Here is an 18,766-nt window from a genome sequence, read left to right as displayed (position 1 = left end):
GCTGCTTCCGGTGCGCCGGAAGCAGCCACTCCCCATCTCTCGGTGGCGACGCGGAGCCGGTATGGCGCCCGCGCCCGGTGGGCGCGCGGGCGTCAGTGGGCGGGGAGCAGGACCGTGAAGGTCGTGTCGCCCGGGGTGCTCGCGAGCTCGACGCGGCCGCCGTGTGACTTGGCGACGGCGTCGACGATGCTCAGCCCGAGACCTGTCGAGCCGGCAGCACGGTTGCGTGAGTCGTCGCCACGGGTGAAGCGCGCGAAGACGTTGCGCTGCAGTGGCTTCGGGACTCCTGGTCCGTTGTCGGCGACCGTGAGCCGCACCCACTCGCCGTCGGGCCGCACGGAGGTGACGACCTTGGTGCCGGCAGGGGTGTGCGTGCGTGCGTTGGCGAGCAGGTTGGCCACCACCTGGTGCAGCCGTGCCTGGTCGCCGGCGACCTCGACGGGCTCGTCGGGCAGGTCGAGCTCCCAGCGGTGGTCGGGGGCAGCGGCGTGAGCGTCGCTCACCGCGTCCATCGCCAGCAGCGACAGGTCGACCGGCTCGCGTTCGAGCGGGCGGCCGGCGTCGAGTCGGGCGAGGAGGAGCAGGTCCTCGACGAGGCCCTGCATCCGCAGCGCCTCGGACTCGACGCGTGACAGGGCGTGGCTGACCGAGGCGGGCACGGGCTCGCGCTCGCGACTCGACAGCTCGGCATACCCCCGGATGGAGGCGAGCGGGGTACGCAGCTCGTGCGAGGCGTCGGCGACGAACTGGCGCACGCGCTGCTCGCTCTCGTGCCTCGACTGCAGGGCACCCTCGACGTTGTCGAGCATGTTGTTGAGCGCGAGGCCGACCTGGCCCACCTCGGTGCGGGGGTCGGCGTCGGCGGGTCCCACGCGCTCGGCGAGGGCCACGTCGCCGGAGTCCAGCTTGAGCCGGGACACCTTCGTGGCCGTGTGCGCCACGCGTTGCAGGGGAGCGAGGTTGCGGCGCACGAGCCACAGGCCACCGCTGCCCACGAGGACGAACCCCACGATGGTGCCACCGACGACGAGGGTGACCATCTTGTTGACGGTCTCGGTGACGCCGGCCAGCGGCAGTCCGGTGATCGTGGTCGCGCCGGTCGGGGAGCGCGTGGACACCAGGCGGAACTCGCCAAGGCCCTTGATGTCGAGCGAGGTGGGGCTCTGGCCGATGCCGGCGGCGTCGATCTGGCTGATCTGGTCGCTCGTCAGCGTGCCGTAGCTGTCGCCACGCACGACCCGGTTGTTGGTGACCGAGCCGCCCGCGAGCGTGAGCGTGAGGAACCGCCCGCCGCCGCCCGGGGGAGCGCCGGGTGGCCGTCCGCGGCCGTCGCCGTCGCCGTCGTCGGGGCCGCCCCCGAGCCGCACCGCGCTCGAGCGCAGGTCCTGGTCGAGCTGCCCCTGCAGGTAGTCGTGCAGCAGCAGAACGGTGAGGGAGGAGGTCGCGAGGGTGACGGCGAGGAACAGCCCGACCACCGTGGCGACGAGCTTGGTGCTCAGCGACCAGGCGGCGGGATGGAGTCGGTGGCGCGCCGCACCGACCGCGGCAGCAGGGCTCATGACGCGGGCTTGAGGACGTACCCGACGCCGCGCATGGTGTGGATCATGGGCTCGCGGCCGGCGTCGATCTTCTTGCGCAGGTAGGAGATGTAGAGCTCGACGACGTTGGCCTGGCCGCCGAAGTCGTAGTTCCAGACGCGGTCGAGGATCTGAGCCTTCGACAGGACGCGCTTGGGGTTGCGCATGAGGTAGCGCAGGAGCTCGAACTCGGTGGCGGTGAGCTGCACCTGCTCACCGCCGCGCGACACCTCGTGGCTGTCCTCGTCCATGGTCAGGTCGCCGACGACCAGCACCGACGACGACTCGTCGGCCACGACGGCGGTACGCCGCATCAGGGCCCGCAGCCGAGCGACGACCTCCTCGAGGCTGAACGGCTTGGTGACGTAGTCGTCGCCGCCCGCGGTCAGCCCGGCCACGCGGTCCTCGACGGCGTCCTTGGCCGTGAGGAACAGGACGGGCACACCGGCGTTGTCGCCCCGCATGCGCCGCAGCACCTCGAGGCCGTCGAAGTCCGGCAGCATCATGTCGAGTGCCACCGCATCCGGCTGGAACTCGCGGGCGGCGCGCACCGCAGCAGCCCCAGTGGCGGCGGTCCGGACCTCCCAGCCCTCGTAGCGCAGGGCCATGCTCAGCAGCTCGGTCAGGTTGCTCTCGTCGTCGACGACGAGGACCCGCACGGGCGACCCGTCGAGGCGCTGCAGGCGGGAGGAAGTGGACGGCTGCGTGTTCATGGTCCTAGGGAACACCGGATTGCTGGGCAAAGGCCACGCACAGGCTGTGCGATTTCTGTGAGACCTCTGTGCGGGCTCCGGTCCGGCGTGGGCCTGCTGCGGCCCGAGCGGGAGGGTGCGCTCCCGCCCGGACGGGAGGCGGCCCGGGTGCGGGGTGGGGATACTCCTCAGGGTGCCCGACGACCGATCTCCGACGCAGGACCTGCGCGCCCACCCCGACCGGTACCGCGTCGGGCGGGGTGAGCAGGGCGTGCTCACGGTGCAGCCCTACAAGGACGAGCTGCTGCCCCTGTGGCGGTTCCGCACCCCCGACGTCGCCCGCGAGAGTGCGGCGGCCCTGCGCGCGGCCTTTGACGACTACCTCGCGTCGGGCGACCTGGTCGGTGCGGACATGGCCCGCAAGTTCCTGCAGATGGGCTTCACCCGAGCGCGCCGCTACGCCAACCACCCCGGCGGTCGCAAGTACGACGGCCCGGTGCCGGCGGACCGCCGAGGGCAGAGCGGCGCGCACGGCCGGGCGGAGCTCCCCCGTGGACCCGAGGACCGGGTCAAGGCCGAGTCGGCGCGGATCTTCAAGCAGGAGTGGGACGAGGTCGAGCAGGTCGCCGAGTACACAGCCTGGCGCGCGGCCCACAAGAAGGAGCACGGCTGACGGGGACGCTCAGTCGCCCGACACCACGGCCACAGCCCGCCCACAGCCTGCGCGCCGACCCTCGGTGGGACCAAGCCACTCCCATCCCGCCGGAGGCGTCCGATGACCCACCCCACGACCCCCGCCGACGCCGTGCGCGACACCGGCGCCGACACCGCACCGATCGGCTGGGCCACCACCCGGACCATGCCGTATGCCGCCGCGTCGGCGACACCGGCCGCCCCGGCTCCGACCGCACCCACCGCGGGACCGACCGCACCGGCCACCGCTCCCGCGCCGGACACCGCCCCAGCCCTCAACCCGCCGGTGTGGTCCGGTCGCAAGACGGCCATCGCCGCGGCGCTCGCGATCGGCATCTCGTCCGTGGGAGCCGTCGGAGCAGCTGCCGTTCTACCGGTCGGCTCGACCCAGGGTGGCTCCGGCCAGTTCCAGCCGGGAGGGTTGGGCGGTCGCGGACAGGGAGGTTTCGGGCCGGGCGGTGTCGGCCAGCAGGGCCAGCCGGGGCAGCCCGGGGCCGCGCCCTCCGACCCGAACGCGGCGACGAGATGACCGCCCTCCCGCTGCTCCACGTCCCGCGGCGGTCCAGGGCCGTCGCGACCGGGTCGGATCCGCTGCCCCGCAAGGACTTCGGCGCCATTCCGGTCTGCGGCTCGGTACGCCCGCTGGCCTCCCAGCGCGTCGGCGCGACAGGGCGGGACTAGGGGCGGATCTCCCCCGAGCCGCGGACCACGAGCTCGGGGGTGAGCACGACGTGGTGCGGTGCCGAGGTGTCGCCGTCGATGCGGGCGAACAGCCGCTTGGCCACCTCGGCGCCGATGGTCCGGACGTTCTGGCGCACCACGGTCAGCGGCGGGTCGACGATGTCGGCCAGCGGGAAGTCGTCGAACCCGACCAGGGCCACGCGTCCGGCGAGCCCACGCTGGTGCAGGGCACGGATCGCCCCTACTGCCAACGAGTTCCGCGCCGCGAAGATCGCGGTGGGTGGGTCGTCGAGGTCGAGCAGCCGGTACACGGCGGCGATGGCGTCGTCGGACGAGCGCACCGACATCGCCGCGAGGTCCGGGTCCGGCTCGACCCCCGCGTGACGCAGGGCCGACCGGTAGCCCTCCAGCCGGGCCCGGGCGGTCTGGATCGTGGGCATGTCGCCCACCAGCGCGATACGGCGGTGGCCGTGCGCCACGAGGTGGTCGACGGCCAGGCGCGCGCCCAGCCCGTTGTCGACCGTCACCGAGTCGGTGTCGACGCCCTGCGGTCGGCGGTCGACGAACACCACGGGCAGGCCGTTGCGCAGGTCGTCGGCCAGGTAGTCCTGCCGCTCGGTGGCGGGCACGAGGAGCAGGCCGTCGACGCGTCGTCGGACCAGGCTCTCGACGATGCTCCGCTCGCGCTCGGGCTCCTCGTCGAGGCTCGAGGCGACGATGGCGACGTCGCGGTCGCGCGCCTCGTCCTCGAGGCTGCGCAGGAGGCTGGCGGAGAACGAGTTGCTCACGTCCTGCAGCACCGCGCCCACCATGGCACTGCGACCGTGGGCTCGCCGCAGGTTGCTCGCGGCGAGGTTGTGGCGGTAGCCGAGCTGGGCCACGGCCCGCTCGACGCGGGCGGTGACGTCGGGTGAGACCCCGGCCTCCCGGTTGACCACCCGAGAGACCGTCTTGAGGCTGACGCCGGCCAGGGCGGCGACGTCGCGCATGGTCGCGCGGGGCGGCCGTCCGCTCGCTGACATCGATGTCAAGATCACGCAGGTAGTTGTACAGGGTCCATTGACAACAGCACAACCGGGGACTACACATTCTCTTGACAACGTTGTCACAGCGCGGCGACGCAGCCGCCAGAGAGGGAGCCCTCCATGTCTCGATACACCCCCACCCTGCGCCGGACCGTCGCCGTCGCCACCATCGCCTCCACGGCCTTCGCCCTGACCGCGTGCAACCGGTCCAGCAGCTCCGACTCCTCCAGCAGCGGTGGTGGGGGCGGCGCGAAGACCGTGGGTGTCAGCCTCATCACCAAGGACTCCACGAACCCGTTCTTCGTCGCCATGCAGAAGGGCGCCAAGGCCGACGCCGCGAAGAACAACGTCAAGCTGACGGTGGCCTCGGGCAAGCAGGAGGGCGACGACCAGGGCCAGATCACCGCGATCGAGGACTCCATCGCCCGCGGCGACAAGGGCATCCTGATCACGCCCATGAGCACCGGCGTCAACGCCGCGATCAAGAAGGCCCGCGACGCAGGTCTCTACGTCATCGCCCTCGACACCCCGCCCGACCCGGCCAACACCGTCGACATCACCTTCGCCACCGACAACCGTGCGGCAGGCAAGCTCGACGGGCAGTGGGCGGCCGCCACCATGGACGGCAAGCCGGCCGTGATCGCGCTGCTCGACCTGTTCAACGACAAGATCGTCTCGGTCGACTACAACCGCGACCAGGGCTTCCTCGAGGGCATGGGCATCGACGTGAAGGACCCCAAGAAGAACGGCGACGAGTCCAAGACCGGCAAGTACACCGGCGGCAAGGGCGGCGACTACACGATCGTCTGCAACGAGGCCGGCAACGGCGCCGAGGACGGCGGCCGCACCGCGATGGAGAAGTGCCTCGCGAAGAACCCGAGCATCAACCTCGTCTACACCATCAACGAGCCCACCGCGGTCGGCGCCAACGCGGCCCTCAAGGCGGCCGGCAAGACGGCCCTGATCGTCTCGGTCGACGGCGGCTGCGCCGGTGTGGCCAGCGTCAAGAGCGGCGTCATCGGTGCCACCGCCCAGCAGTACCCGCTGAAGATGGCGACGATGGGCATGGAGGCGATCGCCAAGGTCGCCCGTGGCGGTGAGAAGCCCAAGACGTCCGACGGCCTCGACTTCTTCAACACCGGCGTCGCGCTGGTGACGGACAAGCCGGCGCAGGGTGTCGACAGCATCGACACCACCAAGGGCAGCCAGCTCTGCTGGGGCAACTGACTCCCATGGCAACCACCACGACACCGTCCGCTGCTGCCGCCGAGTTCGCCCGGCGGCAGCAGTCGCCCCTCCAACGAGTGCAGCACCAGCTGCACGGCCGGCCATGGCTGAGCCCGCTGTTCCTGCTCTTCGTGGCCTTCGTGGCGTTCTTCATCGCCACCCCGACGTTCCTCACCGCCAACTCCATGGGCATCCTGCTCCAGCAGACCGCCGTGGTGGCCGCGCTGGCGGTGGGTCAGACGCTGGTCATCCTGACCGCCGGCATCGACCTGTCGGTGGGCGCGATCATGGTCCTGTCGATGATGGTGATGGCCTCCCTCTCCAGGGACGGGGGCATGCCGGGCATCCTCGCCCTGGTGATCGGCGTCGTCCTGGCGACGGCCGCCGGTGCCCTCAACGGCTTCCTCGTGACCCGGATCAACCTCCCGCCGTTCATCGTCACCCTGGGCACGCTCAGCATCTTCACCGCCATCGCGCTGCTCTACTCCGGCGGCGAGAGCATCCAGGCCGACCACCTGCCGGGGCTGCTCAACTTCCTCGGTGACGGCTTCAAGCTGTTCGGCATCAGCCTGACCTGGGGCATCGTCGCGGTGATCCTCATCTACATCGCCGTGGGCTTCGCCCTGGCCCAGACGGCCTGGGGGCGCTACGTGTACGCCGTGGGCGACGACCCCGAGTCGGCGCGCCTCTCGGGCGTGGCCAGCAAGCGGGTCCTGCTGACCGTCTACACGCTCGCGGGTCTCATCTACGGTCTCGCGGCGTGGGTCCTCATCGGCCGTGCCGGTGCGGCGACGCCCAACGCCGTCCCGGACGCCAACCTCCAGAGCATCACCGCGGTCGTCATCGGCGGCACCAGCCTCTTCGGCGGTCGCGGCCGGCTCATCGGCACCGCCATCGGTGCCCTCATCGTGCAGACCCTGCAGTTCGGGCTCTCCCAGATGGGCGTCGACCAGCAGTGGCGCGTCCTCGCGACCGGCATCCTCGTCATCGTGGCCGTCGCGGTCGACCAGTGGATCAGGAAGGTCAAGGCATGAGTGCACCCACGATGGAGGTCGCCCACGGCGGCGTCCCTGCGGACAAGCAGCACATCTACAGCCAGGAGCCGGTGCTCTCGGCCCGCAAGCTCGTCATCACCTTCGGCCGCGTCATCGGACTCGACGGGGTCGACCTCGACCTCTACCCCGGCGAGGTGCTCGCCGTCATCGGTGACAACGGCGCGGGCAAGTCGACGCTCATCAAGTGCCTGACCGGCGCCTACACGCCTGACTCCGGCGAGATCACCCTCAGCGGCGAGCGCGTGCACTTCGCCCGGCCGCAGGACGCGCGGGCAGCCGGCATCGAGACCGTCTACCAGCAGCTGGCCGTCATCCCGGCGCTCGACATCGCGAGCAACCTCTACCTCGCACGCGAGGAGCGCCGCAAGGGCATCCTCGGGTCGGTCTTCCGCATGCTCGACAAGAAGGGCATGGAGAAGCGGGCCGGGCAGTCGGTCCAGGACCTCGGCATCCAGACCATCCAGAACATGGGGCAGGCCGTGGAGACCCTCTCCGGCGGTCAGCGACAGGCCGTCGCGGTGGCCCGCGCCGCGGCGTTCGGCAGCAAGGTGGTCATCCTCGACGAGCCGACCGCCGCCCTCGGTGTGAAGGAGTCGGGCATGGTGCTCGACATGATCAAGCAGCTGCGTGACCGCGGCCTGTCGGTCATCCTCATCAGCCACAACATGCCGCAGGTGTGGGAGGTGGCCGACCGCATCCACATCCAGCGGCTCGGCGGCCGGGCGGGGGTCATCACCCCGCAGTCGCACGACATGGGTGAGGGCGTCGCGATCATGACGGGAGCCAAGCGCCTGGACGGCCCGTCGTGAGCACGGTCGTCGTCGGCTACATCCCGAGCCCGGAGGGGGTGGCTGCCTTCGTGCGGGCCAAGGACGAGGCGGTGCTGCGCGGGGCGCGGCTCGTGGTCGTCAACACCGGCCAGAACGGTGACTTCGCCTCGAAGTCCTTCGCCACGGCGCAGGACGTCGACGCGATCGCCAGCGAGCTCTCCGAGACGGGCCTGGACTACGACGTCGTCCAGCCGACGGCCGGGCTCCCGGCCGCCGAGGAGATCCTGCACATCGCCCAGCAGGAGGATGCCGAGCTCATCGTCATCGGCCTGCGCCACCGCTCCCCGGTGGGCAAGCTGCTGCTCGGCAGCACCTCGCAGCAGGTCCTGCTCGACGCCTCGTGCGCCGTGCTGGCCGTCAAGGCGCCCAGGGCGTCCTAGCGCTCGGGACCCGGCACGGGTACGCCGCGTGGTCAGGTGACCACGCGGCGTACCGCTGCGTCCGGGAGGGGCTGTCAGGTCCGGGCGGAGCCGAGACCCAGGACGACGGCCAGGCCCAGGGCGCTGCGCGGGTCGTACGCGGTGCGCCACAGGCCGCCGTGGACCGCGCCGTGCGCCTCGTCCTCCCAGGGTGCGCGGCTGCTGCGGGCCGGGTCCGTGGCACCAGCCGTGCGCAGGTCGTGGACGAGCAGGGCGGCCATGAGGGTGTTGCTCGTCGCGGGCTCGAAGACCTCGATGCCGAAGCGGTGGGCGCCGGCGTAGGCGGAGGCCAGGGCCCGGTTCTTGACGACCGACCGGGTTCGAGTGGGAGGAGCCACGTTGAGGGAGGTCGTGACCCCGTCGCGCCGGGCGACGGTGGCGCGCCACCGCTGGAGGCGCTTGGCGAGGGCGTAGTTGGGGCCCTGCTGCGGGACGAGGCTGTCGTTGAGCCCGGGGTCGGAGCCCGGCGCGTAGTTGCGCTGGAGCAGGCGTCCACCGCTGACCGTCCGCAGCGCCGGTCGTGCCAGGCGCATCACCGCGGACGGGGCCCGGTAGGCACGGGTCGAGAACTCGACCGCCTCAGCAGGCACGGCGAAGACGTCGGTCGGGGTGGCGAGGAAGGCGAGCGCCACGTCGTCGCGGCGCCTCAGGAGCTCGACGCTCAGTGCGTCGACGGCGGTGGCCACGCGCACGTTCGTGGCGCCGTCCGCATACACGTAGTTGCCCAGGACGAGGGGCCCGCCGAGGGAGGACAGCCAGTCCGCGAGCCGGGGCAGGTCGTGGACCAGGTCACCGCCGGCGTGGGCCGCCAGGTCGGACGCCGACCAGGTGGAACCGGAGACGGGCAGGTGCAGCGTGCCCGCGGAGCCGGCGGCGATGTCGAGCACCCGGCGCCAGAGGTCGGGGCGGGGCAGGTCGACCCCGACCACCTCCCCACCCCACGACAGCACCGCGCGCAGCGGGCCCATCTCGGCACCGGCGCCGAGGACGACGAGCTTCTGGTCGCGCAGGTCCAGCCAGTCGGGGTGGGCCATCACCTCGCGCACGGCGCTGGCCGCCGAGGGCTCCATGCTCCCAGCGGCCAGCCAGCGGTCGAGCTGGCGGTGCAGCGCGTCACCGGCGAGGCGCTGGCCGTGCAGCGGGATGCTGAGCTCGACGGTCCGTTCCCCGGTGCCCCGGACCGTGGCGGTCTCCAGCGCGGGGCCGTCTTCGTCCGTGCTCGCGGCGAACACCTCGCCGAGCGGGACCTCTCCCGCCGGCGTGACAGAGCGCATCCGGGAATGCAGCGAGTCCAGCCCCGCCCTGGCGATGTCCACGGCCGCCTCGCCCTCCCTGAGCAGTCCGGCCTCGACGAGCCTCCGGAAGTGGTCGAGGTAGCCCTGCCGCCAGCTCGTCTCGCGCTCGGCGGCCCGCGCGCCGACGGGGTCCACCCCGCGCAGGGCGTCGGCCACCACGGCCCGTCCCAGCGCGGAGGTGCTGCGCCGGCCGTCGACCTCGGGGAAGACCACTCCGCTGTGAGCCATGCGGCGAGTATGCCGTGTGGCGTGGTGCGGGGTGGCAGGCACATCGGTGTCCGGTTGTGGACGTGAAACGTCCACAACGCTGGATACGGTGCCCGCATGGACACCACCTCGAGACCATGGGAACCGCCCTTCGCGGGCACCGAGGAGCAGGCAGTGCTGGGGGCGCTGGACCGGCTGCGGGCGACGTTCCGCTGGAAGGCCGACGGCCTCGACGCGCAGGGGCTGCGCACGACGGTCGGGCCGTCGAGCCTGACCCTCGCCGGGCTGCTGAAGCACCTGGCCGTCTGCGAGGACCACAAGTTCGCCGTCAAGCTGGCCGGTGCGCCGATGGACCCCATGTGGGACGACAACGGCTGGGACGAGGACGTCGACTGGGAGCTGACCTCGGCCGTCGACGACCCTCCGGAGAAGCTCTACGACCTCTATGACCAGGCCGTGGCCCGGGCCCGCGCCCGGGTCGACGCCGCCCTCGCCGACGGCGGCCTCGCTGGGCCGGTCGTCGAGACCGGCCCCGATGGACGGCCCGCCAACCTGCGGCGGCTCGTGCTGGACATGGTCGAGGAGTACGGCCGGCACACCGGTCACGCCGACCTGCTGCGGGAGGCCGTCGACGGTCGCGTAGGCGAGGACCCGCCGGACGGCTGGCAGCCGGTCTCCGGTGACGGGTGGCGGTGGCCGCAGCGATGAGCGGATACGACGACAGCAGGCGCGGCGAGGTGTTCCGCCGGCTCGACCTCAGCGGCGCGGTCTTCGACGACACCTACCTCACCGGGGCGCGGTTCAAGAACGTCGACCTGCGGCAGGCCGTGATCAGGGGGTCGCTACTCCTCGACGTGGAGATCAGCGGCGAGGTCGAGCGCCTCACCGTCAACGGGGTCGACGTGACCGACTTCGTCGAGGCCGAGCTCGACCGGCGCGACCCCGACCGGACGCGGATGCACCCCACCGACCCGGCCGGCTTCCGCGAGGCCTGGGACGTGCTCGAGCGGCGGTGGTCCGAGACCGTCGACCGCGCACGGCGGCTCGAGTCCCGCGACCCTGCCCTCCTGCACGAGCGGGTCGACGGTGAGTGGTCCTTCGTCGAGACGCTGCGCCACCTCGTGTTCGCCACCGACGCGTGGATCCGCCGGGCGCTGCTCGGCGACCCGGCGCCGTGGAGCCCGCTCGACCTGCCCCACGACGACATGGCCGACATCCCGTCGGTGCCCCGCGACCACGACGTGCGACCATCCCTCGACGAGGTGCTCGAGCTGCGGCGTCACCGGATGGCCACGATGCGCGAGGTCGTCGACGGCCTCACCGACGAGCGCCTCGCCGGCACGACAACCCCGGTCACCCAGCCCGGCTACCCCGAGTCCGAGTCCTTCCCGGTATCGCGCGTGGTCGGCTGCATCGTCAACGAGGAGTGGCACCACCACGCCTACGCCACCCGTGACCTGGCCGTCCTCGAGTCCCGGCTCGGCACCGCACCGCAGCCCCAGGGCTGACTCAGGGTGTCGGGGTGACGGGCTCGTCACCCCGACGCACCCGGGGCCGGGATGCGCTACCTCGCCGCGGCTCCTCGTTCGTCGAGGCCGGCCACGAACGCCAGCTCGTCCCACCCGATGAACAGCAGGCTCAGCAGGAGGCCGGAGCCTGCCGCAAGGGCGGCCCCCCCGGCCGAGGCGGGGAGTGAGCCGCTGGTGACTGACGCACCCGCGACGGCGATCACGACGAGGAGCAGGTTGCGCACCACGTGCCGCCCGCCGAGCCGGCCGCCCCGACCGCCGAAGCACCGGCACGACACGGGCACGTCCTGGCGCAGCGACCGGGCGATCCCGGTCACGAAGACCAGCAGGATCCCGGCGGCCACGAGGTAGCCGACGAGTGCCCAGCGGGTGAGCAGGAGCACCACCACGAGAACCTCGCCGGCGACCACGGCGGGCGCCGACCGAGCCGCTCCGAGCGGGCGCAGGGACTCGGCGAAGTCGCGGAAGGACGAGGCGCTGCGCAGCTTGCTGAAGGCGGCCACGGCGAAGACCGCGACCAGGATGCTGCGGAGGGTGAGGTCGACGTCCACGTCAGGCCCCCTGGAGGAGTCGGCGCCCCACGACACCGACCACGGCGTCCGCGGCGATGAAGCCCAGCTGGCGGGAGTCGAGGCTGTGCGTGTTGTCGCCCAGGACCACCAGGCGGCCCTGCGGCACCGCGGAGCAGCCGACGGTGGGCCGGACTGTTTCGGGCGTTCGAGGCCGGAGTCATGGCGCAGCGGCTCGGCTGGCTGGACTGACCGCTCCGTAGACGCGTTTGGGGGCAGTGCGGTGACGTATTCGTCACTGCACTGCCCCCAAACGCGGAGTCAGCCGGTAGCCAGCGGGGTCAGTCGTCCATCCCGAGGCGCGCCTTGAGGCCGTCGAGCTCGACCTGCAGCTGCGTCGGCAGGGTCTCGCCGAACTTGGCGAACCACTCCTCGATCTGCGGGATCTCGGCCTTCCACTCCTCGGCGTCGACGGCCAGCGCCTGCTCGAGGGCGGCGTCGCTCATGTCGAGTCCGTCGGTGTCGAGCGACTCCGGGGTCGGCACGTGGCCGATCGGGGTCTCGACCGCGGCGGCCTTGCCCTCGATGCGCTCGATGGCCCACTTCAGGACGCGGCTGTTCTCGCCGAACCCGGGCCACAGGAAGCCGCCCTCGTCGTCACGGCGGAACCAGTTGACGTAGAAGATCTTCGGCAGCTTGGTGGCGTCGGCGTCCTTGCCCACGTTGATCCAGTGCTGGAAGTAGTCGCCCGCGTTGTAGCCGATGAACGGCAGCATCGCCATGGGGTCGCGGCGGACGACGCCGACGGCACCGGTGGCAGCGGCGGTCGTCTCCGAGGAGAGCGTCGCGCCCATGAACGTGCCGTGCATCCAGTCGCGGGCCTCGGTGACCAGCGGGACGGTCGTCTTGCGGCGGCCACCGAAGAAGATCGCCGAGATCGGCACACCCTTGGGGTCGTAGTACTCCTTGGCCAGGATGTCGCACTGCTCGATCGGGGTGCAGTAGCGGCTGTTGGCGTGGCTCGACAGCTCGTCGGAGTCGGGGGTCCAGTCCTCGCCCTTCCAGCTGGTGGCGTGGGCCGGGGTGTTCTCCAGGCCCTCCCACCAGATGTCGCCGTCGTCGGTGAGCGCGACGTTGGTGAAGACCGAGTTCCCCTTGTTGATGGTCTTCATGGCGTTGGGGTTGGTGTGCTCGTTGGTCCCGGGGGCGACGCCGAAGAACCCGAACTCGGGGTTCACGGCATACAGCCGGCCGTCCTCACCGAAGCGCATCCAGGCGATGTCGTCGCCGAGGGTCTCGACCTTCCAGCCCGGGATGGTCGGGGCCAGCATGGCCAGGTTGGTCTTGCCGCAGGCGGACGGGAACGCGGCGGCGATGTAGTAGACCTGCTGCTCGGGGGAGATGAGCTTGAGGATCAGCATGTGCTCGGCCAGCCAGCCCTCGTCGCGCGCCATGACCGAGGCGATGCGCAGGGAGTAGCACTTCTTGCCGAGGAGGGCGTTGCCGCCGTAGCCGGAGCCGAAGCTCCAGATCATGCGCTCCTCGGGGAATTGCACGATGTACTTCTCGGGGTTGCACGGCCACTTCACGTCCTGCTGGCCGGGCTCGAGCGGTGCACCGACCGAGTGCAGGGCCGGGACGTAGTTGGCCTTCTCGCCGAGCTCCTCGATGCGGCGCAGCACGCTGACGCCGGTGCGGGACATGACGCGCATCGAGACGACGACGTACTCGGAGTCGGTGATCTCCACGCCGAACATCGGGTTCTCGGCGTTGAGGTGGCCCATGACGAACGGGATGACGTACATCGTGCGGCCCTTCATGCAGCCGGCGTAGAGCCCGCGCATGAGGTCCTTCATCTCGTTCGGGTCCATCCAGTTGTTCGTCGGCCCGCAGTCCTTCTCGTCCACGGAGCAGATGAAGGTGCGGTCCTCGACGCGGGCGACGTCGGTGGGGTCCGAGGCGGCGTAGAAGCTGTTGGGCTTCTTCGAGTCGTCGAGGCGCACGAAGGTGCCGGCCTCGACGAGCTTGTCGGTCAGGCGGGTCCACTCGGCGTCGGAGCCCGTCACCCACTCGACGTGGTCGGGGGTGGTCAGCGCGGCCACCTCGTCGACCCACGCCTGGAGAGCGGCGTGCGTCGTGCCTCCTGCGCGCTGGTCGGTGGTGTGTGTCGCCTCGGTCGTCATGCTGATCGGCCGTCCCTTTCGCCCGGGTCCGTGGCCCCGGAACCGGTGAGGTCTATGCGTCCACGCCGCTGTGGATGCCGATGTGGAGTCCACATCGTGAACGCTGCTGGTCTGGCCAAGGTAGACCCGCCGTCGAGGTGGCCGGTACCACCGACGGCGGAGATCGCTCGTGAAAATCCTCACAACCCAGGAGTAGCCCTGACCTGCATGTTTGGTTCTTGCAAGCGCTGCAAGAACTCTCCGCCACGCCGCTCATTTCTTGCCCCCCGGGGCACCAGGCGGTCCTCGCCGGGGGGCCGCCTGGAGTGTCGAGCGGGGCCGATTTCGTGGGCGAGGGGGTGAGCCGGTAGTCTTTCCCGTCGTTGCTCCGGGCGATCCCCGGGGCAGCATTGGCGCCCGTAGCTCAACGGATAGAGCATCTGACTACGGATCAGAAGGTTAGGGGTTCGAATCCCTTCGGGCGCACTCTGTGTTGAGACAGAACGACGACACCCCGGTCCCTCGGACCGGGGTGTCGTCGCATCTGGGTCCGGGTCGGTCGTGCCCGAGCCACGGCTCAGTGAGCGCCAAGTGTCGTCATGGCGCCCCCGTACCGACACTTCGCGCTCATCGAGCGGGGTGAGGGCTCAGCGCGACGCGTGGGCCAGGTGGGCCCGCAGGGCGACGTAGACCTTGCGGACGCCGATGGCCTGTTGCAGGTCGTCCTCGATCCGGGTGAAGAACTCGCGCCGGTAGGTGTCGTCGATGACGGCCTGCACCGTGAAGTAGAGCCCGGCGAACCCCGACAGGAACAGCGCCACCGAGAACAGCTCGTCGCTGATGAGGTGGAAGGGCCCGGTGAAGTGCGGGGGCGAGCCGACCCAGGTCTCGATCACGCTGGGACGGATGGCGATCGAGCCGAACACGACGAAGAACCCGAACACGATGAGCACCAGCGACAGCATCTGGACCGCCTGGGCGACGAAGAGCATGAGCATGAGGTTTCGTCGCTGCAACGGTGGCAGCCGGATGCCCGCGACCTCCGAGGCGAGGTGCGGCTCGGCGAGGATCTCGCGCGCCGCGGACGCCACCGGGGTGCCCTGGCAGGTCGCGGCCAGGCGCTCGCCCTCCACCTCGACGCCGACCCGGGCGATCTCGCTGGCGAAGGACGGGGCGAGGAACGCGACCGCCATCAGCGCGAAGATCCCGACGCTGGCCCACAGCAGGGGGCGGGGGAGGGCCGCGCAGACCTGCCACACCTCGGTGTTGATGAACAGGAACGTGATGAACAGCAGGAGGAACGGCAGTGCGCGCGTCGCGAGCGGGCCCAGCAGGGAGCGGTTCTCCCACGCGTGACCCAGGGCCCAGCGGCTGATCAGCGCGACCCGGAAGACCCGCACCGCGCGGGCCACGGCCCCCACGAGCACCACCGCGACCGCGAGGCCCACGACCTCGGCGGCGGTCCAGTGCAGCGCGACCCCCACCAGCACCGCGACGGCGGCCGGTACGGCGAGCAGGCCGGCCCACAGCCCGACCACGCGGGGAGCGAGCGCGCGCTGGATGGCCTCGTGGCCGGACTCGACGAAGTAGGGCAGGCCGTTGTCGTCGAACCAGCGCTCGCACTTGGCGACGTCGTTGGTGGTGAGCACGGGCTCAGCCTCTCAGGTGGGCATCCGCCGCCTGGGGCAGGCGCGCGAGCCCCTCACGAGACGCAGAACTCGTTGCCCTCGGGGTCGCGCATCGTGACCGCGAAGTAGTCCGCGCCCTCCGGTGCGTTGACCCAGGCAACGGTGGCGCCGAGGCGCGCCAGCCGCTGCGCCTCGGCCTCGACCGCCGCGCGGCGCTCCGCGTACGGCATCTGCTCACGCCCGGGTGTCCGGCGCAGGTCGAGGTGCAGCCGGTTCTTGCCGGCCTTCCCCTCGGGCACCTGCTGGAACCAGATCCGCGGGAGCATCCCGTCCGGGTCGACGACCGCGCCGCTCCCGTCCTCGGCGCCCTGGAGGTCCTCGTCGGGGATCCCGGCCGCGCGCCAGTACTCGAGCCAGCTCGCCCAACCGGGCGGGGCGGGCTCGGGGACGTACCCCAACGCCGCACACCAGAACTCGACCATCCGCCCGGTATCGGCGCAGTCGACCGTCAGCTGCCAGCTCGTCGCCATACCTGCGAGTGTGTCAGCGCCGGCCGACGGGGGGAACAGGTCGGCCGAGCAGGGGGAGCGCCACGCACCGGCCCAGCCGGGCGAGGCCCGACGCCAACGTCAGGACCCGGCTGCCTCGCTGAACCGCCGGCCCCACCGGCCCAGCAGCTCGACCACCTCGGCCGGCGCCTCCTCGACGGTGAACGGCGCCTCGAGGACTCCCAGCCCGAAGGCCGCCCACCGGGCCTGGCGCCCGTCCATCTCCACCCGGCAGGTGTGCCGGTCCACCGGGGTCACCGTCGCCCACCGGGCGATCTGCTGCTCGACCTGCTCTGCCGGGGCCTGGACCAGGGCGCGCACGGCGTGGCCGATCTCGTTGCGGGACAGGCCCTTGCGCACGTACGCCGCGGCGTCGCCACCGGGTACCTCGCGCGGACGGAAGCGCGCGCGGGTCCCGGACGGCTCGCTGAGGCGGTCGAGCCGGAACGAGCGCCAGTCCTGCCGGTCGAGGTCGTAGGCGAGCAGGTACCAGCGCCGCCCGACGGTGACCAGGCGGTGCGGCTCGACGTGACGTCGCACCTGCTCGCCGGCACCGGCACCGCCCCGCGCCCGGTAGGTGAAGCGGGCCCGCTCCGCGTCGCGGATGGCCTGCGCCATGGTCGCCAGGACGTCGGCGTGGACCGTCGGGGCCTGGGCGAAGGGCGAGTCGTCGGTGACGGCGCGGAGCGCCTCGGCGCGGCGGCGCAGCCTGGGCGGCAGCACCTGGACGACCTTCGACAGGGCGCTGACCGAGGCCTCTGCGAGGGGGCCCGCCGTGAGCTGGGCCGCACCGTTGAGGGCCACGACCATGGCGATGGCCTCGTCCTCCTCGACCGTGAGCGGCGGCATGGTCGCCCCTGCACCGAGCTGGTAGCCGCCCTCGATCCCGCGGACCGAGTCGACGGGGTAGCCGAGGTCCCGGAGCCGTTCGACGTCGCGTCGCAGGGTGCGCTCGGACACCTCGAGCCGTCCCGCGAGCTCCGGCCCGGCCCAGAAGCGGTGCGTCTGGAGCAGCGAGAGCAGTCGCAGGGTGCGGGAGCTGGTGTTGGCCATGGCTCAAGGATGCCGGATCAAGCGGTCAGGAAGTGGCCGGAAGTCTCCCTAGCGTGGGAGGTGACCCAAGACCGGAGTCCACGTGAGGAGAACGACATGACCACGACGCTCGAGGCGCCCCGCGGGGGCGGGTCCACGGCGCACCCACCCGTCCGGGAGGGCGAGGGCGCCGTCGCCCGCTGCGCCCTGCCCGTCGGCCGGGCACGCACCATCGCCCTGCTCAGCCTGTTCCTCGCCTCGACGATGGAGCTGCTCGACACGACCATCGTCAACGTCGCGCTACCCACCATCGAGTCGGGGCTGCAGGCCAGCGCCGCCCAGCTCCAGTGGATGGTCGCGGCCTACCCCCTGGCCTTCGCCGTCGGTCTCATCACAGGCTCGCGCCTCGGCGACCTGTGGGGCCGCAAGCGCGTCTTCCTCGGGGGACTCGTGGGCTTCACGCTCATGTCGGCGGCGTGCGGGCTCTCGCCGAACGCCGAGGCGCTGGTCGGGTTCCGCGCGCTCCAGGGCCTGGCTGCGGCGGCGATGATCCCGCAGGTGCTCTCGAGCCTGCAGGTGATGTACGCGCCGCACGAGCGGGCCAAGGCCATGGGCCTGTTCACGGGCCTCGCCGGCCTGTCGGCGGTCCTTGGGCCGGTCCTCGGCGCCCTCCTCACCGAGGCCGACCTCGGTGGCCTCGGGTGGCGGTCGATCTTCCTCGTCAACGTCCCCTTCGGGGCGCTCGCCATTGCCGCGGCGCTCCGATGGGTGCCGGAGTCCGTGGCCACGCAACGCCCGCGGATCGACGCGCGTGGTGTCACGGTGCTCGCCGTGGGCCTGCTCGCCGTGCTCTACCCGCTCACGATGGGGCGCGAGCTCGGGTGGCCGGCCTGGGTGTATGCGGCGATGGCTGCTGGTGCCGTGGTGCTCGGCCTCTTCGCGCGCTCGCAGGTCCGCGCCGAGAGTGACGGACGTGAGCCGCTGGTCGCGCTCAGCCTCTACCGGGGCCGCGGCTTCGGCGCCGGGTCGGCGATGAACTCGCTGCTGTTCGTGGCCATGAGCTCCTACTTCCTGTGCCAGACCATCTACCTGCAGGCGGGTCTGGGCTGGTCGGTGCTGAAGGCCGGGCTGGCCGGTGTGCCGTTCGCGCTCACGACGACGGTCTTCGCGGGAGTCGGGGTCGCGGTGCTCGCGCCGCGGATCGGCCGCCGGGTGCTGCAGATCGGTGCGCTGACGTGGGCCGCCGGGGCGGTGCTGCTGGCCGTGGCCGTTCACGGCGCCGACGCCTCGACCTCGGTGTGGTCGTTCCTGCCCGGGTTCGTCGTGGCGGGTGCGGGTTTCGGGCTGATGGTCTCGCCGATCGGTGTCTTCACCCTCGCCGACGTGCCGGTCGACAAGGCCGGGTCCGCGTCCGGGCTGTTCAGCACGACGGGCCAGCTCTCGGGAGCGGTCGGGGTGGCCGTGGTCGGCTCGCTCTTCTTCTCGGTGGTCGACACCCACGGGTCGCCGGTCCCTGTGGAGATGTTCCGTCCCGCGATGGAGGTCGCGCTCGCCGTCCTGGTCGGCCTCATGCTCGTGGCAGCGGTCGTCGCCCGGCAGCTGCCGGCGGTGGCGAGCCAGCCTGCGGAGCACTGAGCCGAACCGCTCGGCACCGCGC

At 71.7% G+C, this 18,766-nt stretch carries 18 protein-coding genes, 1 tRNA gene and 1 pseudogene; 10 read left to right on the top strand and 10 right to left on the bottom strand.

All coding sequences use genetic code 11. The features are described 5' to 3' along the window. Positions 1–92 precede the first annotated feature (92 nt). Together AB4Z02_RS18145 and AB4Z02_RS18140 are read right to left on the bottom strand one after the other, a co-directional pair. A complete protein-coding gene (locus AB4Z02_RS18145) occupies positions 93–1,559 on the bottom strand; it encodes a HAMP domain-containing sensor histidine kinase (RefSeq protein ID WP_056882970.1) in 1,467 nt (488 codons plus the stop codon). Continuing rightward, positions 1,556–2,290: a response regulator transcription factor gene (locus AB4Z02_RS18140; RefSeq protein ID WP_056882971.1), complete on the bottom strand. Its 735-nt coding sequence runs from the start codon at positions 2,288–2,290 to the stop codon at positions 1,556–1,558. The genes AB4Z02_RS18145 and AB4Z02_RS18140 overlap by 4 nt, the downstream gene beginning before the upstream one ends. A gap of 172 nt (positions 2,291–2,462) precedes the next feature. Here AB4Z02_RS18140 and AB4Z02_RS18135 point away from each other — a divergent pair, with 172 nt between their 5' ends. Beyond that, complete coding sequence (locus tag AB4Z02_RS18135; protein WP_441972709.1) at positions 2,463–2,942, top strand: DUF4385 domain-containing protein; 480 nt, start codon at positions 2,463–2,465, stop codon at positions 2,940–2,942. Positions 2,943–3,044: 102 nt separating this feature from the next. Beyond that, positions 3,045–3,491, top strand: a complete 447-nt coding sequence (locus AB4Z02_RS18130; RefSeq protein ID WP_441972708.1) for a hypothetical protein — start codon at positions 3,045–3,047, stop codon at positions 3,489–3,491. Between the two features lie 148 nt (positions 3,492–3,639). On the opposite strand, the gene AB4Z02_RS18125 is transcribed toward AB4Z02_RS18130, so the two are convergent. Next, positions 3,640–4,680, bottom strand: coding sequence for a LacI family DNA-binding transcriptional regulator (locus AB4Z02_RS18125; protein ID WP_441972706.1), 1,041 nt, complete (start codon positions 4,678–4,680; stop codon positions 3,640–3,642). 108 nt (positions 4,681–4,788) lie between these two features. Between AB4Z02_RS18125 and AB4Z02_RS18120 the strand changes: the two genes are divergently transcribed. Genes AB4Z02_RS18120 through AB4Z02_RS18105 form a run of 4 tightly spaced genes read left to right on the top strand, consistent with a single transcriptional unit; the run spans position 4,789 to position 8,160 of the window. Further along, the gene (locus AB4Z02_RS18120) at positions 4,789–5,895 is read left to right on the top strand and encodes a substrate-binding domain-containing protein (protein ID WP_441972705.1); all 1,107 of its coding nucleotides are present in this window, start codon (positions 4,789–4,791) and stop codon (positions 5,893–5,895) included. Positions 5,896–5,900: 5 nt separating this feature from the next. Next, a complete protein-coding gene (locus AB4Z02_RS18115; RefSeq protein ID WP_441972704.1) occupies positions 5,901–6,929 on the top strand; it encodes an ABC transporter permease in 1,029 nt (342 codons plus the stop codon). An 11-nt stretch (positions 6,930–6,940) separates the two neighbouring features. After that, positions 6,941–7,759: an ATP-binding cassette domain-containing protein gene (locus AB4Z02_RS18110; protein ID WP_156399883.1), complete on the top strand. Its 819-nt coding sequence runs from the start codon at positions 6,941–6,943 to the stop codon at positions 7,757–7,759. Then, entirely contained in the window at positions 7,756–8,160 is a 405-nt protein-coding gene (locus tag AB4Z02_RS18105) for a universal stress protein (protein ID WP_056882978.1), read from the top strand. Before AB4Z02_RS18110 ends, AB4Z02_RS18105 begins: the two co-directional genes overlap by 4 nt. 74 nt (positions 8,161–8,234) lie before the next feature. Here AB4Z02_RS18105 and AB4Z02_RS18100 read toward each other — a convergent pair whose 3' ends face one another. Then, positions 8,235–9,722: a hypothetical protein gene (locus tag AB4Z02_RS18100; protein ID WP_441972703.1), complete on the bottom strand. Its 1,488-nt coding sequence runs from the start codon at positions 9,720–9,722 to the stop codon at positions 8,235–8,237. 96 nt (positions 9,723–9,818) lie between these two features. Between AB4Z02_RS18100 and AB4Z02_RS18095 the strand changes: the two genes are divergently transcribed. Next, positions 9,819–10,409, top strand: a complete 591-nt coding sequence (locus AB4Z02_RS18095) for a mycothiol transferase (RefSeq protein ID WP_441972701.1) — start codon at positions 9,819–9,821, stop codon at positions 10,407–10,409. Next, on the top strand, positions 10,406–11,209 hold the full coding sequence (locus AB4Z02_RS18090) for a DinB family protein (RefSeq protein WP_441972699.1): 804 nt from the start codon (positions 10,406–10,408) through the stop codon (positions 11,207–11,209). The genes AB4Z02_RS18095 and AB4Z02_RS18090 overlap by 4 nt, the downstream gene beginning before the upstream one ends. Before the next feature lie 56 nt (positions 11,210–11,265). Here the strand turns inward: AB4Z02_RS18090 and AB4Z02_RS18085 are convergent, their stop codons facing one another. The 3 genes and pseudogenes from AB4Z02_RS18085 to AB4Z02_RS18075 form a co-directional block, all read right to left on the bottom strand. Next, the gene (locus AB4Z02_RS18085) at positions 11,266–11,781 is read right to left on the bottom strand and encodes a MauE/DoxX family redox-associated membrane protein (protein WP_441972698.1); all 516 of its coding nucleotides are present in this window, start codon (positions 11,779–11,781) and stop codon (positions 11,266–11,268) included. 1 nt (position 11,782) lies between these two features. Next, positions 11,783–11,929: pseudogene (locus AB4Z02_RS18080) on the bottom strand (S26 family signal peptidase); the annotation flags it as partial. A gap of 151 nt (positions 11,930–12,080) precedes the next feature. Further along, on the bottom strand, positions 12,081–13,922 hold the full coding sequence (locus AB4Z02_RS18075; RefSeq protein WP_441972696.1) for a phosphoenolpyruvate carboxykinase (GTP): 1,842 nt from the start codon (positions 13,920–13,922) through the stop codon (positions 12,081–12,083). 392 nt (positions 13,923–14,314) lie between these two features. On the opposite strand from AB4Z02_RS18075, the gene AB4Z02_RS18070 reads away from it, so the two are divergent. Beyond that, positions 14,315–14,387 (top strand) — tRNA-Arg (locus AB4Z02_RS18070). A 161-nt stretch (positions 14,388–14,548) separates the two neighbouring features. Here the strand turns inward: AB4Z02_RS18070 and AB4Z02_RS18065 are convergent. From AB4Z02_RS18065 to AB4Z02_RS18055, 3 genes are all read right to left on the bottom strand, one after another. Next, positions 14,549–15,550, bottom strand: a complete 1,002-nt coding sequence (locus AB4Z02_RS18065) for a hypothetical protein (protein WP_441972694.1) — start codon at positions 15,548–15,550, stop codon at positions 14,549–14,551. 53 nt (positions 15,551–15,603) lie between these two features. Further along, positions 15,604–16,059, bottom strand: a complete 456-nt coding sequence (locus tag AB4Z02_RS18060; RefSeq protein WP_441972693.1) for a VOC family protein — start codon at positions 16,057–16,059, stop codon at positions 15,604–15,606. Between the two features lie 99 nt (positions 16,060–16,158). Continuing rightward, complete coding sequence (locus tag AB4Z02_RS18055) at positions 16,159–17,130, bottom strand: helix-turn-helix transcriptional regulator (protein WP_056882985.1); 972 nt, start codon at positions 17,128–17,130, stop codon at positions 16,159–16,161. 96 nt (positions 17,131–17,226) lie between these two features. Here AB4Z02_RS18055 and AB4Z02_RS18050 point away from each other — a divergent pair, with 96 nt between their 5' ends. After that, on the top strand, positions 17,227–18,744 hold the full coding sequence (locus AB4Z02_RS18050) for an MFS transporter (protein ID WP_441972691.1): 1,518 nt from the start codon (positions 17,227–17,229) through the stop codon (positions 18,742–18,744). Positions 18,745–18,766 lie beyond the last annotated feature (22 nt).

The organism is Pedococcus sp. 2YAF34, assembly GCF_052114585.1.
Classification (GTDB): Bacteria; Actinomycetota; Actinomycetes; order Actinomycetales; family Dermatophilaceae; genus Pedococcus.
Note: the sequence above shows the minus strand (reverse complement) of the source record. Positions and strands in the feature narration are given on the sequence as shown.

Bases quoted from the DNA above. Each gene is read 5' to 3' on its own strand.
- AB4Z02_RS18145 (WP_056882970.1), bottom strand. From the start codon at position 1,559: ATGAGCCCTGCTGCCGCGGTCGGTGCGGCGCGCCACCGACTCCATCCC.
- AB4Z02_RS18140 (WP_056882971.1), bottom strand. From the start codon at position 2,290: ATGAACACGCAGCCGTCCACTTCCTCCCGCCTGCAGCGCCTCGACGGG.
- AB4Z02_RS18130 (WP_441972708.1), top strand. From the start codon at position 3,045: ATGACCCACCCCACGACCCCCGCCGACGCCGTGCGCGACACCGGCGCC.
- AB4Z02_RS18120 (WP_441972705.1), top strand. From the start codon at position 4,789: ATGTCTCGATACACCCCCACCCTGCGCCGGACCGTCGCCGTCGCCACC.
- AB4Z02_RS18115 (WP_441972704.1), top strand. From the start codon at position 5,901: ATGGCAACCACCACGACACCGTCCGCTGCTGCCGCCGAGTTCGCCCGG.
- AB4Z02_RS18110 (WP_156399883.1), top strand. From the start codon at position 6,941: ATGGAGGTCGCCCACGGCGGCGTCCCTGCGGACAAGCAGCACATCTAC.
- AB4Z02_RS18100 (WP_441972703.1), bottom strand. From the start codon at position 9,722: ATGGCTCACAGCGGAGTGGTCTTCCCCGAGGTCGACGGCCGGCGCAGC.
- AB4Z02_RS18095 (WP_441972701.1), top strand. From the start codon at position 9,819: ATGGACACCACCTCGAGACCATGGGAACCGCCCTTCGCGGGCACCGAG.
- AB4Z02_RS18090 (WP_441972699.1), top strand. From the start codon at position 10,406: ATGAGCGGATACGACGACAGCAGGCGCGGCGAGGTGTTCCGCCGGCTC.
- AB4Z02_RS18075 (WP_441972696.1), bottom strand. From the start codon at position 13,922: ATGACGACCGAGGCGACACACACCACCGACCAGCGCGCAGGAGGCACG.
- AB4Z02_RS18060 (WP_441972693.1), bottom strand. From the start codon at position 16,059: ATGGCGACGAGCTGGCAGCTGACGGTCGACTGCGCCGATACCGGGCGG.
- AB4Z02_RS18055 (WP_056882985.1), bottom strand. From the start codon at position 17,130: ATGGCCAACACCAGCTCCCGCACCCTGCGACTGCTCTCGCTGCTCCAG.
- AB4Z02_RS18050 (WP_441972691.1), top strand. From the start codon at position 17,227: ATGACCACGACGCTCGAGGCGCCCCGCGGGGGCGGGTCCACGGCGCAC.